The sequence below is a fragment of the Pseudomonas sp. P135 genome (assembly GCF_020312125.1).
Taxonomy (GTDB): domain Bacteria; phylum Pseudomonadota; class Gammaproteobacteria; order Pseudomonadales; family Pseudomonadaceae; genus Aquipseudomonas; species Aquipseudomonas fragariae.
The window spans coordinates 369,626-383,745 of the sequence record NZ_JAGPYR010000001.1 but is presented as its reverse complement, the minus strand read 5'-3'; the positions used below and the strand labels follow the sequence as shown (position 1 = coordinate 383,745).

At 58.5% G+C, this 14,120-nt stretch carries 14 protein-coding genes and 1 tRNA gene; 10 read left to right on the top strand and 5 right to left on the bottom strand.

Annotation, left to right across the window (positions count from 1 at the left end; all coding sequences use genetic code 11):
- Window positions 1-3 precede the first annotated feature (3 nt).
- Both purC and KBY08_RS01625 read left to right on the top strand, forming a co-directional pair.
- Window positions 4-714 carry a phosphoribosylaminoimidazolesuccinocarboxamide synthase gene (gene purC / locus KBY08_RS01630; protein ID WP_011267089.1) on the top strand — a complete coding sequence of 237 codons (711 nt, stop codon included), beginning with the start codon at window positions 4-6 and terminating at the stop codon, window positions 712-714.
- Window positions 715-806: 92 nt separating this feature from the next.
- A tRNA-Ser gene (locus KBY08_RS01625) sits at window positions 807-896 on the top strand.
- 149 nt (window positions 897-1,045) lie between these two features.
- On the opposite strand, the gene KBY08_RS01620 is transcribed toward KBY08_RS01625, so the two are convergent.
- Window positions 1,046-2,167 carry an alkene reductase gene (locus tag KBY08_RS01620; protein ID WP_024659516.1) on the bottom strand — a complete coding sequence of 374 codons (1,122 nt, stop codon included), beginning with the start codon at window positions 2,165-2,167 and terminating at the stop codon, window positions 1,046-1,048.
- A 330-nt stretch (window positions 2,168-2,497) separates the two neighbouring features.
- Between KBY08_RS01620 and KBY08_RS01615 the strand changes: the two genes are divergently transcribed.
- On the top strand, window positions 2,498-3,427 hold the full coding sequence (locus KBY08_RS01615) for a LysR substrate-binding domain-containing protein (RefSeq protein WP_024659517.1): 930 nt from the start codon (window positions 2,498-2,500) through the stop codon (window positions 3,425-3,427).
- A gap of 101 nt (window positions 3,428-3,528) precedes the next feature.
- Here KBY08_RS01615 and KBY08_RS01610 read toward each other — a convergent pair whose 3' ends face one another.
- The gene (locus KBY08_RS01610; protein WP_011267096.1) at window positions 3,529-4,497 is read right to left on the bottom strand and encodes an LLM class oxidoreductase; all 969 of its coding nucleotides are present in this window, start codon (window positions 4,495-4,497) and stop codon (window positions 3,529-3,531) included.
- A 298-nt stretch (window positions 4,498-4,795) separates the two neighbouring features.
- On the opposite strand from KBY08_RS01610, the gene gvpU reads away from it, so the two are divergent.
- The 6 genes from gvpU (at window position 4,796) to KBY08_RS01580 (ending at window position 11,772) form a co-directional block, all read left to right on the top strand.
- Window positions 4,796-5,278 carry a gas vesicle accessory protein GvpU gene (gene gvpU, locus KBY08_RS01605; protein ID WP_010432140.1) on the top strand — a complete coding sequence of 161 codons (483 nt, stop codon included), beginning with the start codon at window positions 4,796-4,798 and terminating at the stop codon, window positions 5,276-5,278.
- 313 nt (window positions 5,279-5,591) lie between these two features.
- Window positions 5,592-7,283 carry an NAD-dependent malic enzyme gene (locus KBY08_RS01600; RefSeq protein ID WP_003409449.1) on the top strand — a complete coding sequence of 564 codons (1,692 nt, stop codon included), beginning with the start codon at window positions 5,592-5,594 and terminating at the stop codon, window positions 7,281-7,283.
- A gap of 232 nt (window positions 7,284-7,515) precedes the next feature.
- Entirely contained in the window at window positions 7,516-9,156 is a 1,641-nt protein-coding gene (locus KBY08_RS01595) for a phosphoethanolamine transferase (protein ID WP_024659518.1), read from the top strand.
- Between the two features lie 189 nt (window positions 9,157-9,345).
- Window positions 9,346-10,479, top strand: a complete 1,134-nt coding sequence (gene rnd / locus KBY08_RS01590) for a ribonuclease D (protein WP_010432132.1) — start codon at window positions 9,346-9,348, stop codon at window positions 10,477-10,479.
- The gene (locus tag KBY08_RS01585) at window positions 10,476-10,769 is read left to right on the top strand and encodes a YcgL domain-containing protein (protein WP_003407219.1); all 294 of its coding nucleotides are present in this window, start codon (window positions 10,476-10,478) and stop codon (window positions 10,767-10,769) included. The genes rnd and KBY08_RS01585 overlap by 4 nt, the downstream gene beginning before the upstream one ends.
- A gap of 70 nt (window positions 10,770-10,839) precedes the next feature.
- Window positions 10,840-11,772: a D-2-hydroxyacid dehydrogenase gene (locus KBY08_RS01580; protein WP_024659519.1), complete on the top strand. Its 933-nt coding sequence runs from the start codon at window positions 10,840-10,842 to the stop codon at window positions 11,770-11,772.
- 66 nt (window positions 11,773-11,838) lie between these two features.
- Here KBY08_RS01580 and KBY08_RS01575 read toward each other — a convergent pair whose 3' ends face one another.
- Window positions 11,839-12,432 carry a nitroreductase family protein gene (locus KBY08_RS01575; RefSeq protein ID WP_011267101.1) on the bottom strand — a complete coding sequence of 198 codons (594 nt, stop codon included), beginning with the start codon at window positions 12,430-12,432 and terminating at the stop codon, window positions 11,839-11,841.
- A 210-nt stretch (window positions 12,433-12,642) separates the two neighbouring features.
- Here KBY08_RS01575 and KBY08_RS01570 point away from each other — a divergent pair, with 210 nt between their 5' ends.
- On the top strand, window positions 12,643-13,092 hold the full coding sequence (locus KBY08_RS01570) for a YcgN family cysteine cluster protein (RefSeq protein WP_003407229.1): 450 nt from the start codon (window positions 12,643-12,645) through the stop codon (window positions 13,090-13,092).
- 4 nt (window positions 13,093-13,096) lie between these two features.
- Here the strand turns inward: KBY08_RS01570 and KBY08_RS01565 are convergent, their stop codons facing one another.
- Together KBY08_RS01565 and KBY08_RS01560 are read right to left on the bottom strand one after the other, a co-directional pair.
- Window positions 13,097-13,477, bottom strand: coding sequence for a DUF2892 domain-containing protein (locus tag KBY08_RS01565; RefSeq protein ID WP_032656448.1), 381 nt, complete (start codon window positions 13,475-13,477; stop codon window positions 13,097-13,099).
- A gap of 105 nt (window positions 13,478-13,582) precedes the next feature.
- The gene (locus tag KBY08_RS01560) at window positions 13,583-14,083 is read right to left on the bottom strand and encodes an RNA methyltransferase (RefSeq protein WP_003317406.1); all 501 of its coding nucleotides are present in this window, start codon (window positions 14,081-14,083) and stop codon (window positions 13,583-13,585) included.
- Window positions 14,084-14,120: the final 37 nt, after the last annotated feature.

Here is a 14,120-nt window from a genome sequence, read left to right as displayed (position 1 = left end):
ATCATGGAAAAACGTGAAGAACTCTACCGCGGCAAAGCCAAATCGGTTTACAAGACCGACGACGCTGACCGCTTGATCCTGCTGTTCCGCAACGACACCTCGGCGTTCGACGGCAAGCGCATCGAACAGCTCGACCGTAAAGGCATGGTGAACAACAAGTTCAACGCCTTCATCATGCAAAAGCTCGAAGAAGCGGGTATTCCGACCCAGTTCGACAAGCTGCTGGGCGACAACGAGTGCCTGGTCAAGAAGCTCGACATGATCCCGGTCGAATGCGTTGTGCGTAACTACGCGGCTGGCAGCCTGGTCAAGCGTCTGGGCATCGAAGAGGGCACCAGGCTCAACCCTTACACCTTCGAACTGTTCCTCAAGGACGACGCCAAGGGCGACCCGTTCATCAACGAATCCCACGTTGTGGCGTTCGGCTGGGGCACCGCCGAGCAACTGGCTCGCATGAAAGAGCTGTCGATCAAGGTCAATGACGTGCTGACCAAGCTGTTCGACGACGCCGGCCTGCTGCTGGTCGACTTCAAACTCGAATTCGGCGTATTCCACGGTGAAATCGTCCTCGGCGACGAATTCAGCCCGGACGGCTGCCGCCTCTGGGACAAGGACACCCGCAAGAAAATGGACAAGGACCGCTTCCGCCAGGGTCTGGGCGACGTCATCGAAGCCTACGAAGAAGTCGCAAACCGTCTGGGCGTGCCGCTGTAAGCGGAAAAAAACACGCAAGCGCTTGATAGCACGAAAAAAAACAGCAGAAGGGCTTCGCCTTCTGCGTTGATGCTGTTATGATGCGCGCCGTTGGAGAGATGCCAGAGTGGCCGAATGGGACGGATTCGAAATCCGTTGTACCTTCACCGGTACCTAGGGTTCGAATCCCTATCTCTCCGCCATTATTTATCCTCAAAGCCCCGCAATGCGGGGCTTTTTGGTTTCCGGGATTTGATGATCCTCAGCCAGCCCCTCACTCCTATCCTGAAAGGCAGCTTTCACCGCGAGACCAACCGAGACACCGCTCGAACGCGGCGCCCCGGCCACTAGATCAAGCGCGGTAAGGCGCATAGTCGATGTAGCCGTGCGCATCACCACCGTAGTAGCTGTCACGGTCCGGGGTCGTCAGGGGCCAGCCGTTTTTCAGGCGGGCGACCAGGTCGGGGTTGCCGATGAAAGGCTGGCCAAACGCAGCAAGGTCGATCAGGTTTTCTTCCAGCAGCGCATCAGCGCGTTCACGGGTCATGTCGCCGGCGAGGATCAGCGCGGTGTTGCCCAGTTCGGCCTTGCAGTGCTTGAGCAGTTTGCGTAATGCCTGCTCCTGCGCGGCGGAGCTTTCGCCGGCCATGAAGAAGTGCGTCTGGTCCATGACGTGTACATAGGCGATGCCGCGTTCGCGCATGCCTGCACACAGCGCCGAGTAGGTTTCGTCGATCTCCGGGTAGAGCGGCATATCGAACAACTGGCCATAGGGCGAGATGCGAATACCGACGCGGTCAGCACCGATTCTGGCGCAGGCAGCATCGACCACTTCGAAGACGAAGCGCAGGCGATCTTGCAGGTTGCTCGCGCCGTACTGATCGCTGCGGTCGTTGACCAGCGGGTTGAGGAATTGCTCCAGCAGGTAACCATTGGCGCCGTGAATTTCCACGCCGTCAAAACCGGCGTCAATCGCATTCTGCGCGGCCTGGGCGAAATCCTCGACGACTCGCGCCACTTCTTCGGTGGTGAGCGGGCGCGGCACGGAGGTGGGCACGAAGCCGGGTTCGCCGTCTTCGCCATAACCGAACGCAACTGCACCCTGTGCTTGTCTGGTGGTGGCGCTGACCGGTGCTTGGCCGTCGATCTGGATCGAGGTATGGGACACGCGGCCAACATGCCAGAGCTGCGCGAACATGTGACCACCGACGCTGTGGACCGAGTCCGTCACCAGCTTCCAACCCTGGATCTGCTCCGGTGTATAGATGCCTGGATTGAACAGGTAGCCCTGGCCTTCACGGGAGATCGGCGTGCCTTCCGACACGATCAGGCCGGCGGTGCCGCGCTGGGTGTAGTGCAGCGCGATCTGTTCGGTGGCGATGTCCTCGGGGGCACGCGAGCGGGTCATTGGCGCCATGACGACGCGGTTGTTGAGGGTCGTGTTGCCGAGTTTGAATTCATTGAACAGAGTCAAGGCAGTCTCTCCTGTGGAGGGGGAATCAAAAGGACAATGACGGCAGCAGCCTTGGAGGGCGGCTGTCAGGGGATTACTGGCGACGTGTCAGCGGTAGCGCAACGATCACTCCGAAGCCCATTAGCCACTCGCCAACTTGCCAGGCAGGGATGTTGCGACCGTCATCATCAGAACTGATAGTCCGAGCGTGAGGTGTAGTCCGGGGCCAGTTCAGCGCTGCGTGAGGGTTAACGCCGAACAGGTTTTGACATAGTCTATTGGAGAAACAGCGTTTTATTTTTGCTGGTTTCTATCAAGTGAGTGGAATGGAATTCAATAATCGGAGTGTCTATGTTTTCGTCTGAGCGCCTCAAGGGTATCGATGTGTTCGTCATCGTCGCCGACATGGGCAGCTTCACGGCCGCAGCTGAACGGTTGAACCTGACCAACTCGGCGATCAGCAAGAGCATTGCGCGATTGGAAGGGCGTCTGCGCACCCGGTTGTTCCAGCGCACTACGCGTCGGCTGTCGCTCACCGAGGCAGGGGAAACCTTCTACCGTACCTGCACAACGGTCCTTTCGGATCTGGAGGAAGTCGAGATTGCGCTGACTTCGACCCAGACCGAGCCACAGGGCAAGGTGCGTATTGATTTGCCAGCTTCGTACGGGCGTTTACATGTCTTGCCGTTGATTCTTGATTTCATGAAGCAGCACCCCAGGCTGCAGCCCCATGTGTCTTTTTCCGATCGCTACGTCGACCCGGTGCACGAGGGCATCGATATCGTCGTCAGGATCGGTGGTTCAGATGCCTGGCCAGCCGCCATCGCTCACCAGTTTTTTGGAACGCAGAAGCTGATTTTTTGCGCGTCGCCCGAGTATGTGAACCAACATGGCGAGCCCAAAACGGTGTCAGACCTCGATGCTCACCAGTGCATCGGCTATGGGCAAAATGACGGTATGGCGATCCCCTGGTATTTCAAGGGTCGCCAACCAGGGGATATGGAGCGCAGGATCATGCATCCGCACATTGCCGTGGGAGACGGAGAGGGTGAGGTGATGGCGGTATTGGCGGGGCTTGGCATCGCTCAGCTACCGACCTGGCTGGTCCAGGTGCATCTGAACAGCGGCAGGCTGGTGGAGGTGCTGCCGGATCTTGCTACCGAAGGCCTTCCGATGAATCTTGTCTGGCTTCGGAGTCGCGAGGCGCTGCCAAAAGTCAGCGCTTTGGTCGCCTACTTGGGAGCCAATCTCACGCCTGCCGGGCGAGTTGAGCGGGCTTGAATAATCATTGAATCCGGGATGATCGCAAACCCGCTGACAACAGATCGCGCAACGCCGCGGCGTCGCCAAGTGCCCAGAAGCGCGAAGCTGTCCCTGTTTGCTCAGCCTGACGTGATCGAGAATTCGGGGAGGATGTGCTCCTGAAGTTCATCGATCAGCTCCAGAGAGGGGCGCCGCGTGGGCTTGAGGTTCAATGCAACATGATTGATCCCGGCTTCGCGTTGCCGCGAGAAGAAGTCTTTCAGCGCCTTTCGACCGCCCCGCAGCATCCGCCCCGTTTGTAGCGGCGCGTCAGGATTGGTGTCGAGATCGAACATCGCGCCATAGCCGAAAGGGACGAATCCTCTGGAAGCGGTTGCCTCACGCCAATGCGGCACAGCCTCCGGCATGCGCAGCGCGTCGCCATGCCAGATCCAGGCATCTACATTGGCTGCAAGCCACTCCAGGCTCTGTCCAGCACGACCGATGGCAATGATAGGGACGCGTTGGGCTGCGGGTTTGGGGACCAGATCGATATCGCCCCGCAACTGGCCGAAATGCTGTGTCTTCAGGCGCGGAAATGACTCTGAAATCAGCGTTTTGATCAGCGTTAGCGCTTCCTGATAGCGTTCCGCTCGGCTGGCAAAGTCGACCCCGAAAGCCGGGTACTCTGTTGCCCGGTCACCCGAAGCCATGCCAGCGAGAAAGCGGCCTCCCAGGAGTTGGTCCGCCGTAGCGATCTGCTTGGCGGTGATAACCGGTTCTCGCAACGGGCTGACGATGCCTGCAGTGCCGATGGCGATTCTATGAGTGAGCGCTGCCAGCCAGCCCGCGTATACCAGCGGATCAAGGACCTGGCCGGTATCGCCAAATGACGGATCGTAAAACGGCACATCGCGCAGCCACAGCGCTGCAGCATCGCTCTGATCGAGGCGCTGCACGATCTCGGCCTGGTCCTCCAGACTGGGAAAAGGGCCGTCAGGATAGCCGCGCGCGGGCGAGATGAATCCGATGGTCAACTGATCAGGCTGGAATGTACCGCTGAACGCCGTATGGTTCTCCAGGCTGAGCGATTGATTGTTCTGAGTCATCGTTTTACTCCGTTTCGGAAATCGATCATTCGATTCTATAGATGACCTTTAGGCGGATCTCTGATCTTTTGGATCAGTCATTGTGAAAAAAAATCATCAATATGCTGTCTGCAATAGTTGAGCGAACGACTGGCTGCCCATGCAGATTACAAGCACTGACATCGTCCTCCTGCGAAATTACGTGGTTTTCATACCTACCCTTTGGCCATTCGCAAACTAATCCTGCCTCCCGGTTTCGCTTTCGCCCTTTCTGATCTATACCTTGGGTTCAACGTTTTGTGAGGCGAGGAGCTATCAGATGTCGGACGTAGATCAGGTACAAAAGTCGCAACCTTCTCCCAGCCAGAGCCATGATGACGTGATTGCTCAGTTCAAGTGGCAGGGCAAGCAGATCGATTGGTTGCTGCAATGGCTGGTCAAGTTTGTTGCCAACACCAAGGTGGAGATGGGCGTGACGTTGTCGGTGGGCGGGAATCTGGTTTCCGGGCATCTGATTTCTCACGATGCGTATTTCGAGCAGTTGGCCGACGATATCTCGGCACCGTTCAGTTCGTTCGCCAACGGCACTGACGCGACCATGAAAGAGATGATCCTGTCCTTCAAGCCCGGTGAGTCATCTGAAGACACCCCGGCCTTCCATTTCATTCACTTGAAGGACTGCCGCACCTATTCCACTGACGGCAACCCGATTTGTGATGCCGGTGTGCTGTGGCGGGGCCGGATCTCGGCAGTCGATGGGTTCACCATCGGGCTTATCGCTGAAAAGCCTGGCGCAGCCTGATCCCATGAAGCCCCGACGTCCGTCGGGGCTTTTTCAACTCGAGACCATGATGCCTTCCAGCGTGCCGACTGCACCGGCTGGTCATGGGATGCTGCGCCTGCAATAGCGTCACTTAGCCACTCTTTGCGCGACAAAATGTCGCAAGCCGCTGTCAGGCGAGTAATATGTTCGCCCTGACCTTATCTGCCGAATGGTTTTCGGCATGGCCTGATAGAGAGCTGGCGACAAGAAAAAACAACAAGAACTGAGCCAGGCTGCCCGCCCCGGTCGACGTAAAGAATTAATGAGTAGACGAAAAAGGCGATTAGAGAAAATGACCAAAACTTCGCGACCTTTGTACATTTCCTATGCAGGACCCTCACTGCTGGAAATGCCCCTGCTGAACAAAGGCAGTGCCTTCACCCCGCAAGAGCGGGTCGAATTCAATCTGATTGGTCTCCTGCCGCAGAACGTAGAGACGATCGAAGAGCAAGTCACCCGGGTCTACAGCCAGTACAAACAGTGTGCGAGCGACCTGGACAAGCATATCTACCTGCGTTCGATCCAGGACAACAACGAAACCCTGTTTTTCCGTCTGCTCGACTCCCACCTGGACGAGATGCTGCCGATCATCTACACGCCGACGGTGGGGCAGGCCTGTCAGGAATTCTCCAAGATCTACCGCACGCATCGCGGCCTGTTCATTTCCTACCCCGAGCGTGACCGCATCGATGACATTTTGCGCAGCGCGACCAAGGATCGGATCAAGATCATTGTCGTGACCGACAGCGAGCGAATTCTCGGCCTGGGCGATCAGGGCATCGGCGGCATGGGCATTCCGATCGGCAAACTGTCGTTGTACACCGCTTGCGGCGGGATCAGCCCGGCGTACACGCTGCCGATCGTGCTGGATGTCGGCACCAACAATCGTGAGCTGCTGGACGACCCGATGTACATGGGCTGGCGTCACGAGCGGGTATCGGGCAAGGAATACGAAGACTTCATCGCGCTGTTCATCGACGCGGTGCAGCGTCGCTGGCCGGACGTGCTGTTGCAGTTCGAAGATTTCGCCCAGTCCAACGCCATGCCGCTGCTCGAAAAGTATCGCGACGAACTGTGCTGCTTCAACGATGACATCCAGGGCACCGCTTCGGTTGCCGTGGGTACGTTGCTGGCGGCCTGCAAGGCCAAGAATGAAACCCTCGGCCAGCAGAAGGTGGTGTTTGTCGGCGCCGGTTCGGCAGGCTGCGGGATCGCCGAGCACATCATCGCAGCGATGCGCATCGAAGGCCTGAGCGAAAGCGAAGCGCGCAAACGTATTTTCATGGTTGATCGTTTCGGCCTGTTGACCGAAGGCATGGACAACCTGCTCGACTTCCAGAAACGACTGGCGCAAAAGACCGCCGACGTGTCTGGCTGGACTGCCGGCTCGGAAGCCTTTCCGCAGTTGCTCGACGTGGTCACCCACGCCGGTGCCACAGTAATGATCGGCGTATCCGGGCAGCGCGGTCTGTTCACCGAGCAGGTGATTCGCGAACTGCACAAGCATTGTGCCAAACCCCTGGTCATGCCGCTGTCCAATCCGACGTCCAAAGTGGAAGCCACTCCGGAAGAAATCCTGCGCTGGACTGACGGCAATGCGCTGGTGGCCACCGGCAGTCCGTTTGCGCCAGTGGAAATCAACGGTCGCACGGTGCATATCGCCCAGTGCAACAACTCCTACATCTTTCCGGGCATCGGCCTCGGCGTGGTGGCCTGCAAGGCATCGCGCATCACTGACCGGATGCTCATGGCGGCGTCCAATGCGCTGGCCGAGTGCTCGCCGATGGTGACAGGGAAGGGCGATGCGGTGTTGCCGCCGCTCAAGGAAATCCAGCAGGTCAGCCGCAAGATCGCGTTGGCTGTGGCCAGGGAAGCGCAAGCCGAAGGGCTGGCGCTGGAAACTACCGAAGAGGCACTGCTTGAGGCCATCGAGCGTAATTTCTGGTTGCCGGGCTACCGGGCCTACCGCCGTCGCTCGGTCTGATCAGGCGCATTTGAAAGGATGACGTCTCCGCAAGCTTGCTTGCGGAGACACGCTGCTCTGCAAATGCGGTAATGCTGCAACGAATTTCTTTACAGTGAAATAAGCTTCATTCAACCCAATCCTCTCACCATTTTCACATAAAATTGATGATGCGCTGCCTACAGTGCGCGCCATCGGGGAGTTCACTGGCTCCTGAATGCCCGATGCATATTCATTCGATAAGCAGACCACGATGCCGACACCCAGAACTGTTCGTCCAGAAGTTGTAACCCTACTTGCCAGTGCGTTTCTGTTACTGGGTTTCAATATCAATCTCTGGCAGCATCTTTTCTCGATTACCAGCGCCGATAGTAAAGGGTTGGCCATGCGCTTTGCGTTTGGCTTGATGATTTTCTGCGTGTTCAATATCGTGCTGACGCTGTTGGCATTCCGTCGTGTGTTTAAACCGGTGTTGATCAGTCTGTTTATGATCAGCGCGGGGGTGGTTTATTTCATGACCGAATACGGGGTCATGATCGACGCCGGCATGTTTCGAAACTTCGCCGAAACCAACGTTACGGAAGTGCAGGGGCTGCTGTCTTTAAAACTGGCCTTGTATATCCTTCTGCTGGGCATAGTACCCTCGCTGATACTCTGGAAACTGCCGATCAGCTACCGTCGCTGGCACCTTGAACTGTTCAGCAAACTGCTGGTGACGGTTGCGTGCTGCGTGGCAATCGGCGGCGTTGCACTGGCCAATTACCAAGGGCTGTCGTCATTGTTCCGCAACCACCATGAGTTGCGCCTGATGGTGGTGCCAAGCAATTACATTGGTGCGTCGCTGGGCTATCTGAGTGAGCAGGTGCTCTCTGCAAGGCGCCCGTTCGTCAAGATCGGCGAGGACGCCAAACGTTCTGCTGATTGGGCCACGCATGCTCGCAAATCGTTGACCGTGCTGGTGGTCGGCGAAAGTGCCCGGGCCGAGAACTTCGGAATCCTTGGTTACGGCCGCAACACCACACCCAACCTGAACAAGGAAAGCGGGCTGGTGGCGTTTACCGATGTGTATTCCTGCGGCACCGAAACCGCCGTGTCGGTGCCCTGCATGTTCTCCAACATGGGGCGCAAGAATTACAACGCTACCCAGGCGCGCAATCAGGAAGGCTTGCTGGATGTACTGAAACGCGCGGGCATAGACGTGATATGGCGTGACAATCAGGCCGGCTGCAAAGGCACCTGTGATCGAGTGACCTTCCAGGACGTGAGCAATCTCAAGGACCCGCTGTTGTGCAACAACCATGAATGCCGGGACGAGATACTCTTGCAAAACCTGCAGACCTTTATCGACAGCCTCGACAAGGATACGGTGCTTGTTCTGCACCAGATGGGCAGCCACGGGCCTGAATACTACAAACGTTACCCAAAAGAGTTTGAAAAGTTTACCCCGGTGTGTGAAAGCAATGCGCTGAACAATTGCAGTCGGGACAGCATCGTCAATGCGTACGACAATACGTTGCTTTACACCGACCATGTACTGTCCACACTGATTGATCTTCTACGCGCCAATCAAAACAAGCTCGATACCGCCATGGTCTACCTGTCGGACCATGGCGAGTCGCTGGGCGAGTACAACCTGTTCCTGCACGGCACGCCTTATGTGCTGGCGCCTGATCAGCAAAAGCATGTGCCGATGATGATCTGGTTGTCCGATACCTATCAGAAGTCCTTTGCTGTCACGCCGGAGTGCCTGGCCAAACAGCGTAACGCACCGTTGAGTCAGGACAATCTTTTCCATTCCATGCTCGGCCTGCTGAAAGTCGACACCAAGGTCTATGACCCCAGTCTCGATATGTTTGCCGGATGCCGCAGCGAGTTGGCGGGCACCGACAAGTAACGACGCGCACGGTGTTCCGGGTATTGATCGTCCTCTCACGTTATGGGGACGATCATCGGCAGCGCGTTTGCCCGGCAGTCGCTGTTCCCGTCCGTCATTTGCATGAAGATGCGCCAGACCCGGACGACAGACGCGCGATAATCTCCCATGACGATATATACTGCGCGCCATTGTTGAAGGGAGAGCCATGTGGCCATCGATATTCACTGGATTCGCGACGACGACAGCCTCGCCCGGCATTGCGCACAATGGCAGTCACTGCCTTTCGTGGCGCTCGACACCGAGTTCATGCGGGTCGACACTTTTTATCCGATCGCCGCGCTGCTGCAGATCGGCGACGGGCAGAGCGCCTGGCTGATTGATCCGTTGCTGATCAACGACTGGCGGCCGCTGTCTGCGTTGCTCGAAAACCCCGACGTCATCAAAGTGGTGCATGCGTGCAGCGAAGACCTCGAGGTGTTGCTGCGCCTGACCGGCAGCCTGCCGGTTCCGCTGTTCGATACCCAGTTGGCAGCCGCCTACCTGAACCTCGGTTTTTCCATGGGCTACTCGCGCCTGGTGCAGGAGGTCCTCGACATCGACCTGCCCAAGGGCGAAACCCGTTCCGACTGGCTGCAACGCCCGTTGTCGGAAACGCAGATCAGCTACGCTGCCGAAGACGCCGTGCACCTGGCCGAGCTATTCACCATCCTGCGCCCGCGCTTGTCCGACGACAAATACGCCTGGCTGCTGGATGACGGTGCCGAACTGGTCGCCAACCTGCGCCGTGAGGTGGACCCGTACGAGGTGTATCGCGACGCCAAGCTGGCCTGGAAGCTGTCCCGCGCCCAGCTGGCGGTGCTGCGCGAGTTGTGTGCCTGGCGTGAGCGTGAGGCGCGCGCCCGTAATCTGCCGCGCAACCGTATCGTGCGTGAGCACTCGCTCTGGCCATTGGCCAAGACCCAGCCGGACAACCTCGGCGCGCTAGCGCGGATCGAGGACATGCACCCGCGTACGGTCCGTCATGACGGCGAGTTTCTGCTCGAGCTGATCAAGACCGCGAGCGTGTTGCCTCCCGAAGAGTGGCCACCTGCGTTGCCCGAGCCACTGCCCATTGATGCGGCCGGGTCGATCAAGCGTCTGCGCGCAATCGGCCAGCAATACGCCGAGCAACTGGACATGGCGCCGGAGCTGATGCTGCGCAAGAAGACCCTCGAAGCCCTGCTCAAGAGCGGCTACCCCGACGGTCCTTACCAATTGCCCGACTCGCTGCGTGGCTGGCGTCGCGAGTTGATGGGTCAGGCGCTGCTGGACAGCCTGGCCACCCCCGGAGAACCGTCTTGAAGCGCATCTGCTCGATTTATCGCAGCCCGAAAAGAAACGAGATGTACCTTTACGTTTTGAAAAGCGACGTCCTCAAGCGTGTGCCGCCAGAGCTGCTGGTGGCCTTCGGCAAGCCGGTTCATGCGTTCGATCTGGTGCTGAGCCCCGAGCGGGCGCTGTCGCGCGAAGATATCAATGTGGTGCTGGAGAACCTCGACAGCCAGGGCTATCACTTGCAGATGCCGCCGGCTGAAGACGATTACATCGAGCACCTGCCCGAAGAGCTGCTGCGCCGCAACGATCCCATGTAATCGTTGCTCACGTTGTAAAGCGGCCCACATCGACGTGGGTTGCCTGTCCTGTTTTTAAGGTTTTTGAAACATGCGCGTTCTGATTGCCGAGCACGATTACCACGTTTACACCCAATTGTTGCGCAAGGCTGCGCCTGATCTGGAAGTTTTCAGCACTGGCGATTCTGCCGAATTGTCGCGCATGGCCAGCGACTGCCCGGTCTGGCTGGGGCAGCCGGACCTGATGGCCAACCTGTTGCGGCAGGGGCACACGCCGCAATGGCTGCAATCCACCTGGGCGGGCATCACACCGCTGCTGGCTGACAGCCTGTCGCGCGACTATCGCCTGACCCGTGCAGTCGGGATTTTCGGTCAGGTCATGGCCGAATTCGTTTTGACCTACATGCTTGGCCATGAGCGCGAGGTGCTGGCGCGCCTGATGAGCCAGGTCGAGCGCAAGTGGGACAACCGCACCGGGCAGAGCCTGTCGGGCCGCAAGGCATTGATCGTCGGTGCCGGTGATATCGGTCAGCGCGTTGCCGAGTTCCTCCTGCCGTTCGGCGTGCAGGTGTACGGTGTGGCTTCCAGTGCGCGCACTCAGGAGCCGTTCATCGAAGTGACGGCGCTGTCAGACATGACGCGTCTGCTCGGCGAGATGGATTACGTCATCAACCTGCTGCCCAACACGCCCGAGACGCACGACCTGTACAACGCGAAGCTGTTCGCCAGCTTCAAGCCCACGGCGCTGTTTATCAACGTCGGACGCGGGGTGGCGGTCGTCGACGCAGATCTGGTCGAGGCGTTGAAGGAAGGGCATCTGGCTGGCGCGGTGATTGACGTCTGCCGTCAGGAGCCTTTGCCGCAGCGGCATCCGTTCTGGACTGCCTACGGTCTGCTGTTGACCGGTCACAGCTCGGCGCCTACCTCACCTGTGGCCATGACCGAGCTTTTCGTGCATAACCTCAGAGCTTTTCAGGCCGGAGAAACGCTGCGCGGCGAGGTCGATTTTTCGCGAGGTTACTGACGCCCTTGCCAGCGAGCCGACGTTTCAGGCGTCGGCTCGCTGGTATCGATCACCGCAAACAGTCGGTTACAGCGAAAAATCACCTTCGGCGGCCAGTTCTGCCAGCGGCTTGCGCGGGCTTGGCACTTCGCGGCCTTGCAGGTAGTCCGGCAGGGTCGATTTGTCACCCAGCTTGCCAATCGCGACGGCCGCGTGCACTGCGTAGCCCTCGGGAATATTCAACTCCTTGCGGGTCAGATCCTGATCGAAACCGGCCATGCCGTGGGTGTGCCAGCCGCTCAGGCTGGCCTGCAGTGCCAGGTAACCCCATGCCGAACCCGTGTCGAAGGTGTGCCATAGAGCCGGGCTCTCTTCGCTTGCGCCGGGGGCGACGAAGGTGGTCTTGGAAATGACGATCACCAAGGCCGCTGCGTGTTGCGCCCAACTGCGATTGAACTCGTTCAGCAAGCCCAGGTAACGCTCCCAGTTCGGCGTATCGCGACGTGCATAGAGAAAGCGCCAAGGCTGCGAGTTATACGCCGATGGCGCCCAGCGTGCGGCTTCGAAAAAGCTCAGCAAGGTTTCCTGGTCGATGCTTTGGCCGTTGAAGGCACGTGGCGACCAGCGTTCGGTGAATTGCGGGTCGATCGGGTGATCGGCGATGCGAGGGTTCGTGCTCATGAGAGTCCTTGATAGCGAAGGTTGAAAACGAGCGTGGCTTGATGGGCCGTGGTCGGCAGGCATCGCTTGAACGCACTGAAAACCCGTTAACGCTACTGTTTTGCCCTGTCGCTGACAAGTCCCGGCTACCGGCAGTCGCAAGTGCTTGGCCCGCACCCCGTGTACCTCTAGACTGGCGGCCTTTTCATTATCGATACCGTTGTCCGAACCATGGCCGCTAAAGTTGAACCCTTCTGGATGCGCAAGACCCTTGACCAGCTCGATACCCAAGAGTGGGAGTCTTTGTGCGATGGCTGTGGCCTGTGCTGCCTGCAGAAGCTTGAGGATGAGGAAGACAACGCGGTTTATTACACGCGAATTGCCTGCAAGCTGCTGGATCTGAAAACCTGCCAGTGTTCCGATTACGCAAACCGTCGTGCCTCGGTGCCCGATTGCATTCAGTTAACGCCCGGTCAGGCAGATGAGTTCAAATGGCTGCCACCGACCTGTGGCTATCGCCTGGTCAGCGAGGGCAAGGATCTGCCGCTCTGGCACCATCTGGTGTGTGGTGATCGCACGGCCGTGCATCACGAGCGTATCTCCCAGTCAGGTCGCATGCTCAGCGAGAACAATGTGGCCGAAGACGACTGGGAGGATTACCTGATTTTTCGCGCAGGTTGAACGCTTAAATGACCGGTTTTGGCTCGGTCAGCGCTTCCACGCCTTTGGCAGCCGCCGTCTTCACGGCATGTTCAGCGTCGTCCTTGAGGGTGTTCAGTTGCGCACCGGCACGTTCGATGGTCGAGCGTGCGCTCTGCAGATCGCTGCGGCCTTTTTCCATCAGGCTCTTGGCCGAGCAGTGACCACTGATGCCGCGTGCCAGCGCCGCGCCGCCGATGGCCAGTTGGATCAGGCCCAGAAAGCCGCCACGACGGACGCCTTTACCCATCAGCAGTACGCCGCCAGCCAGCGAGCCGATACGCTCCCAGCCCTGGACATTCTGCTCGGGTTTGCGTTGAAGCAGTTCAGGTGTGTCGATGCGTTCGATGATCGGGGTGTCGCGCATGATGGCTCTCCATGAGGTAGTAGGTCGGAGTTGGCAAATTGGAAGCAGTTGCTTGATTCACAGAAACTGACTGCCCATGCGCGACACAGGTTCAATGCTTTTCCGTCAGCGGTCGCTGGCCGGATCAATTTTCTCGCGACCGAACTGCGGACCCGAACGGGTATTGATACCTTTGGCCATGCGGTCATAGAGAACAACGTTGACGGTCGCCGCCAGATTCATGCAGCCCTCGGTCGGGATATAGACCACGTCTTCGCACCAGTCGCGAATCTCCTGATCCAGCGAGCCATCTTCCGGGCCGAAGATATACAGCGCGCGATCAGGGTGCGTGTATTCGGGCAATGCGCGGGCGCCGTCGACCAGTTCGACAGCCACCGGAATGCAACCCAGCGGCAGAATGCTTTTGAGGTCTTCGATGCCGATCAGCGGGATGTCCTGATGGATTTTCTTGGTGTCGGTGATGAAGTCCCGCGCGCGTTCATAGCGTTTACCGGTATAGAACACCGACGCCACGCCGTAACAGCCGGCCGCACGCATGACGGAGCCGACGTTTTCCGGGGACTTGGGGTTGTAAAGACCGATGCAGGCGTACCGTTTGTTGGCCACGGGGAGGGTGCTCTGAAGAAAACCGGGGATTATACGG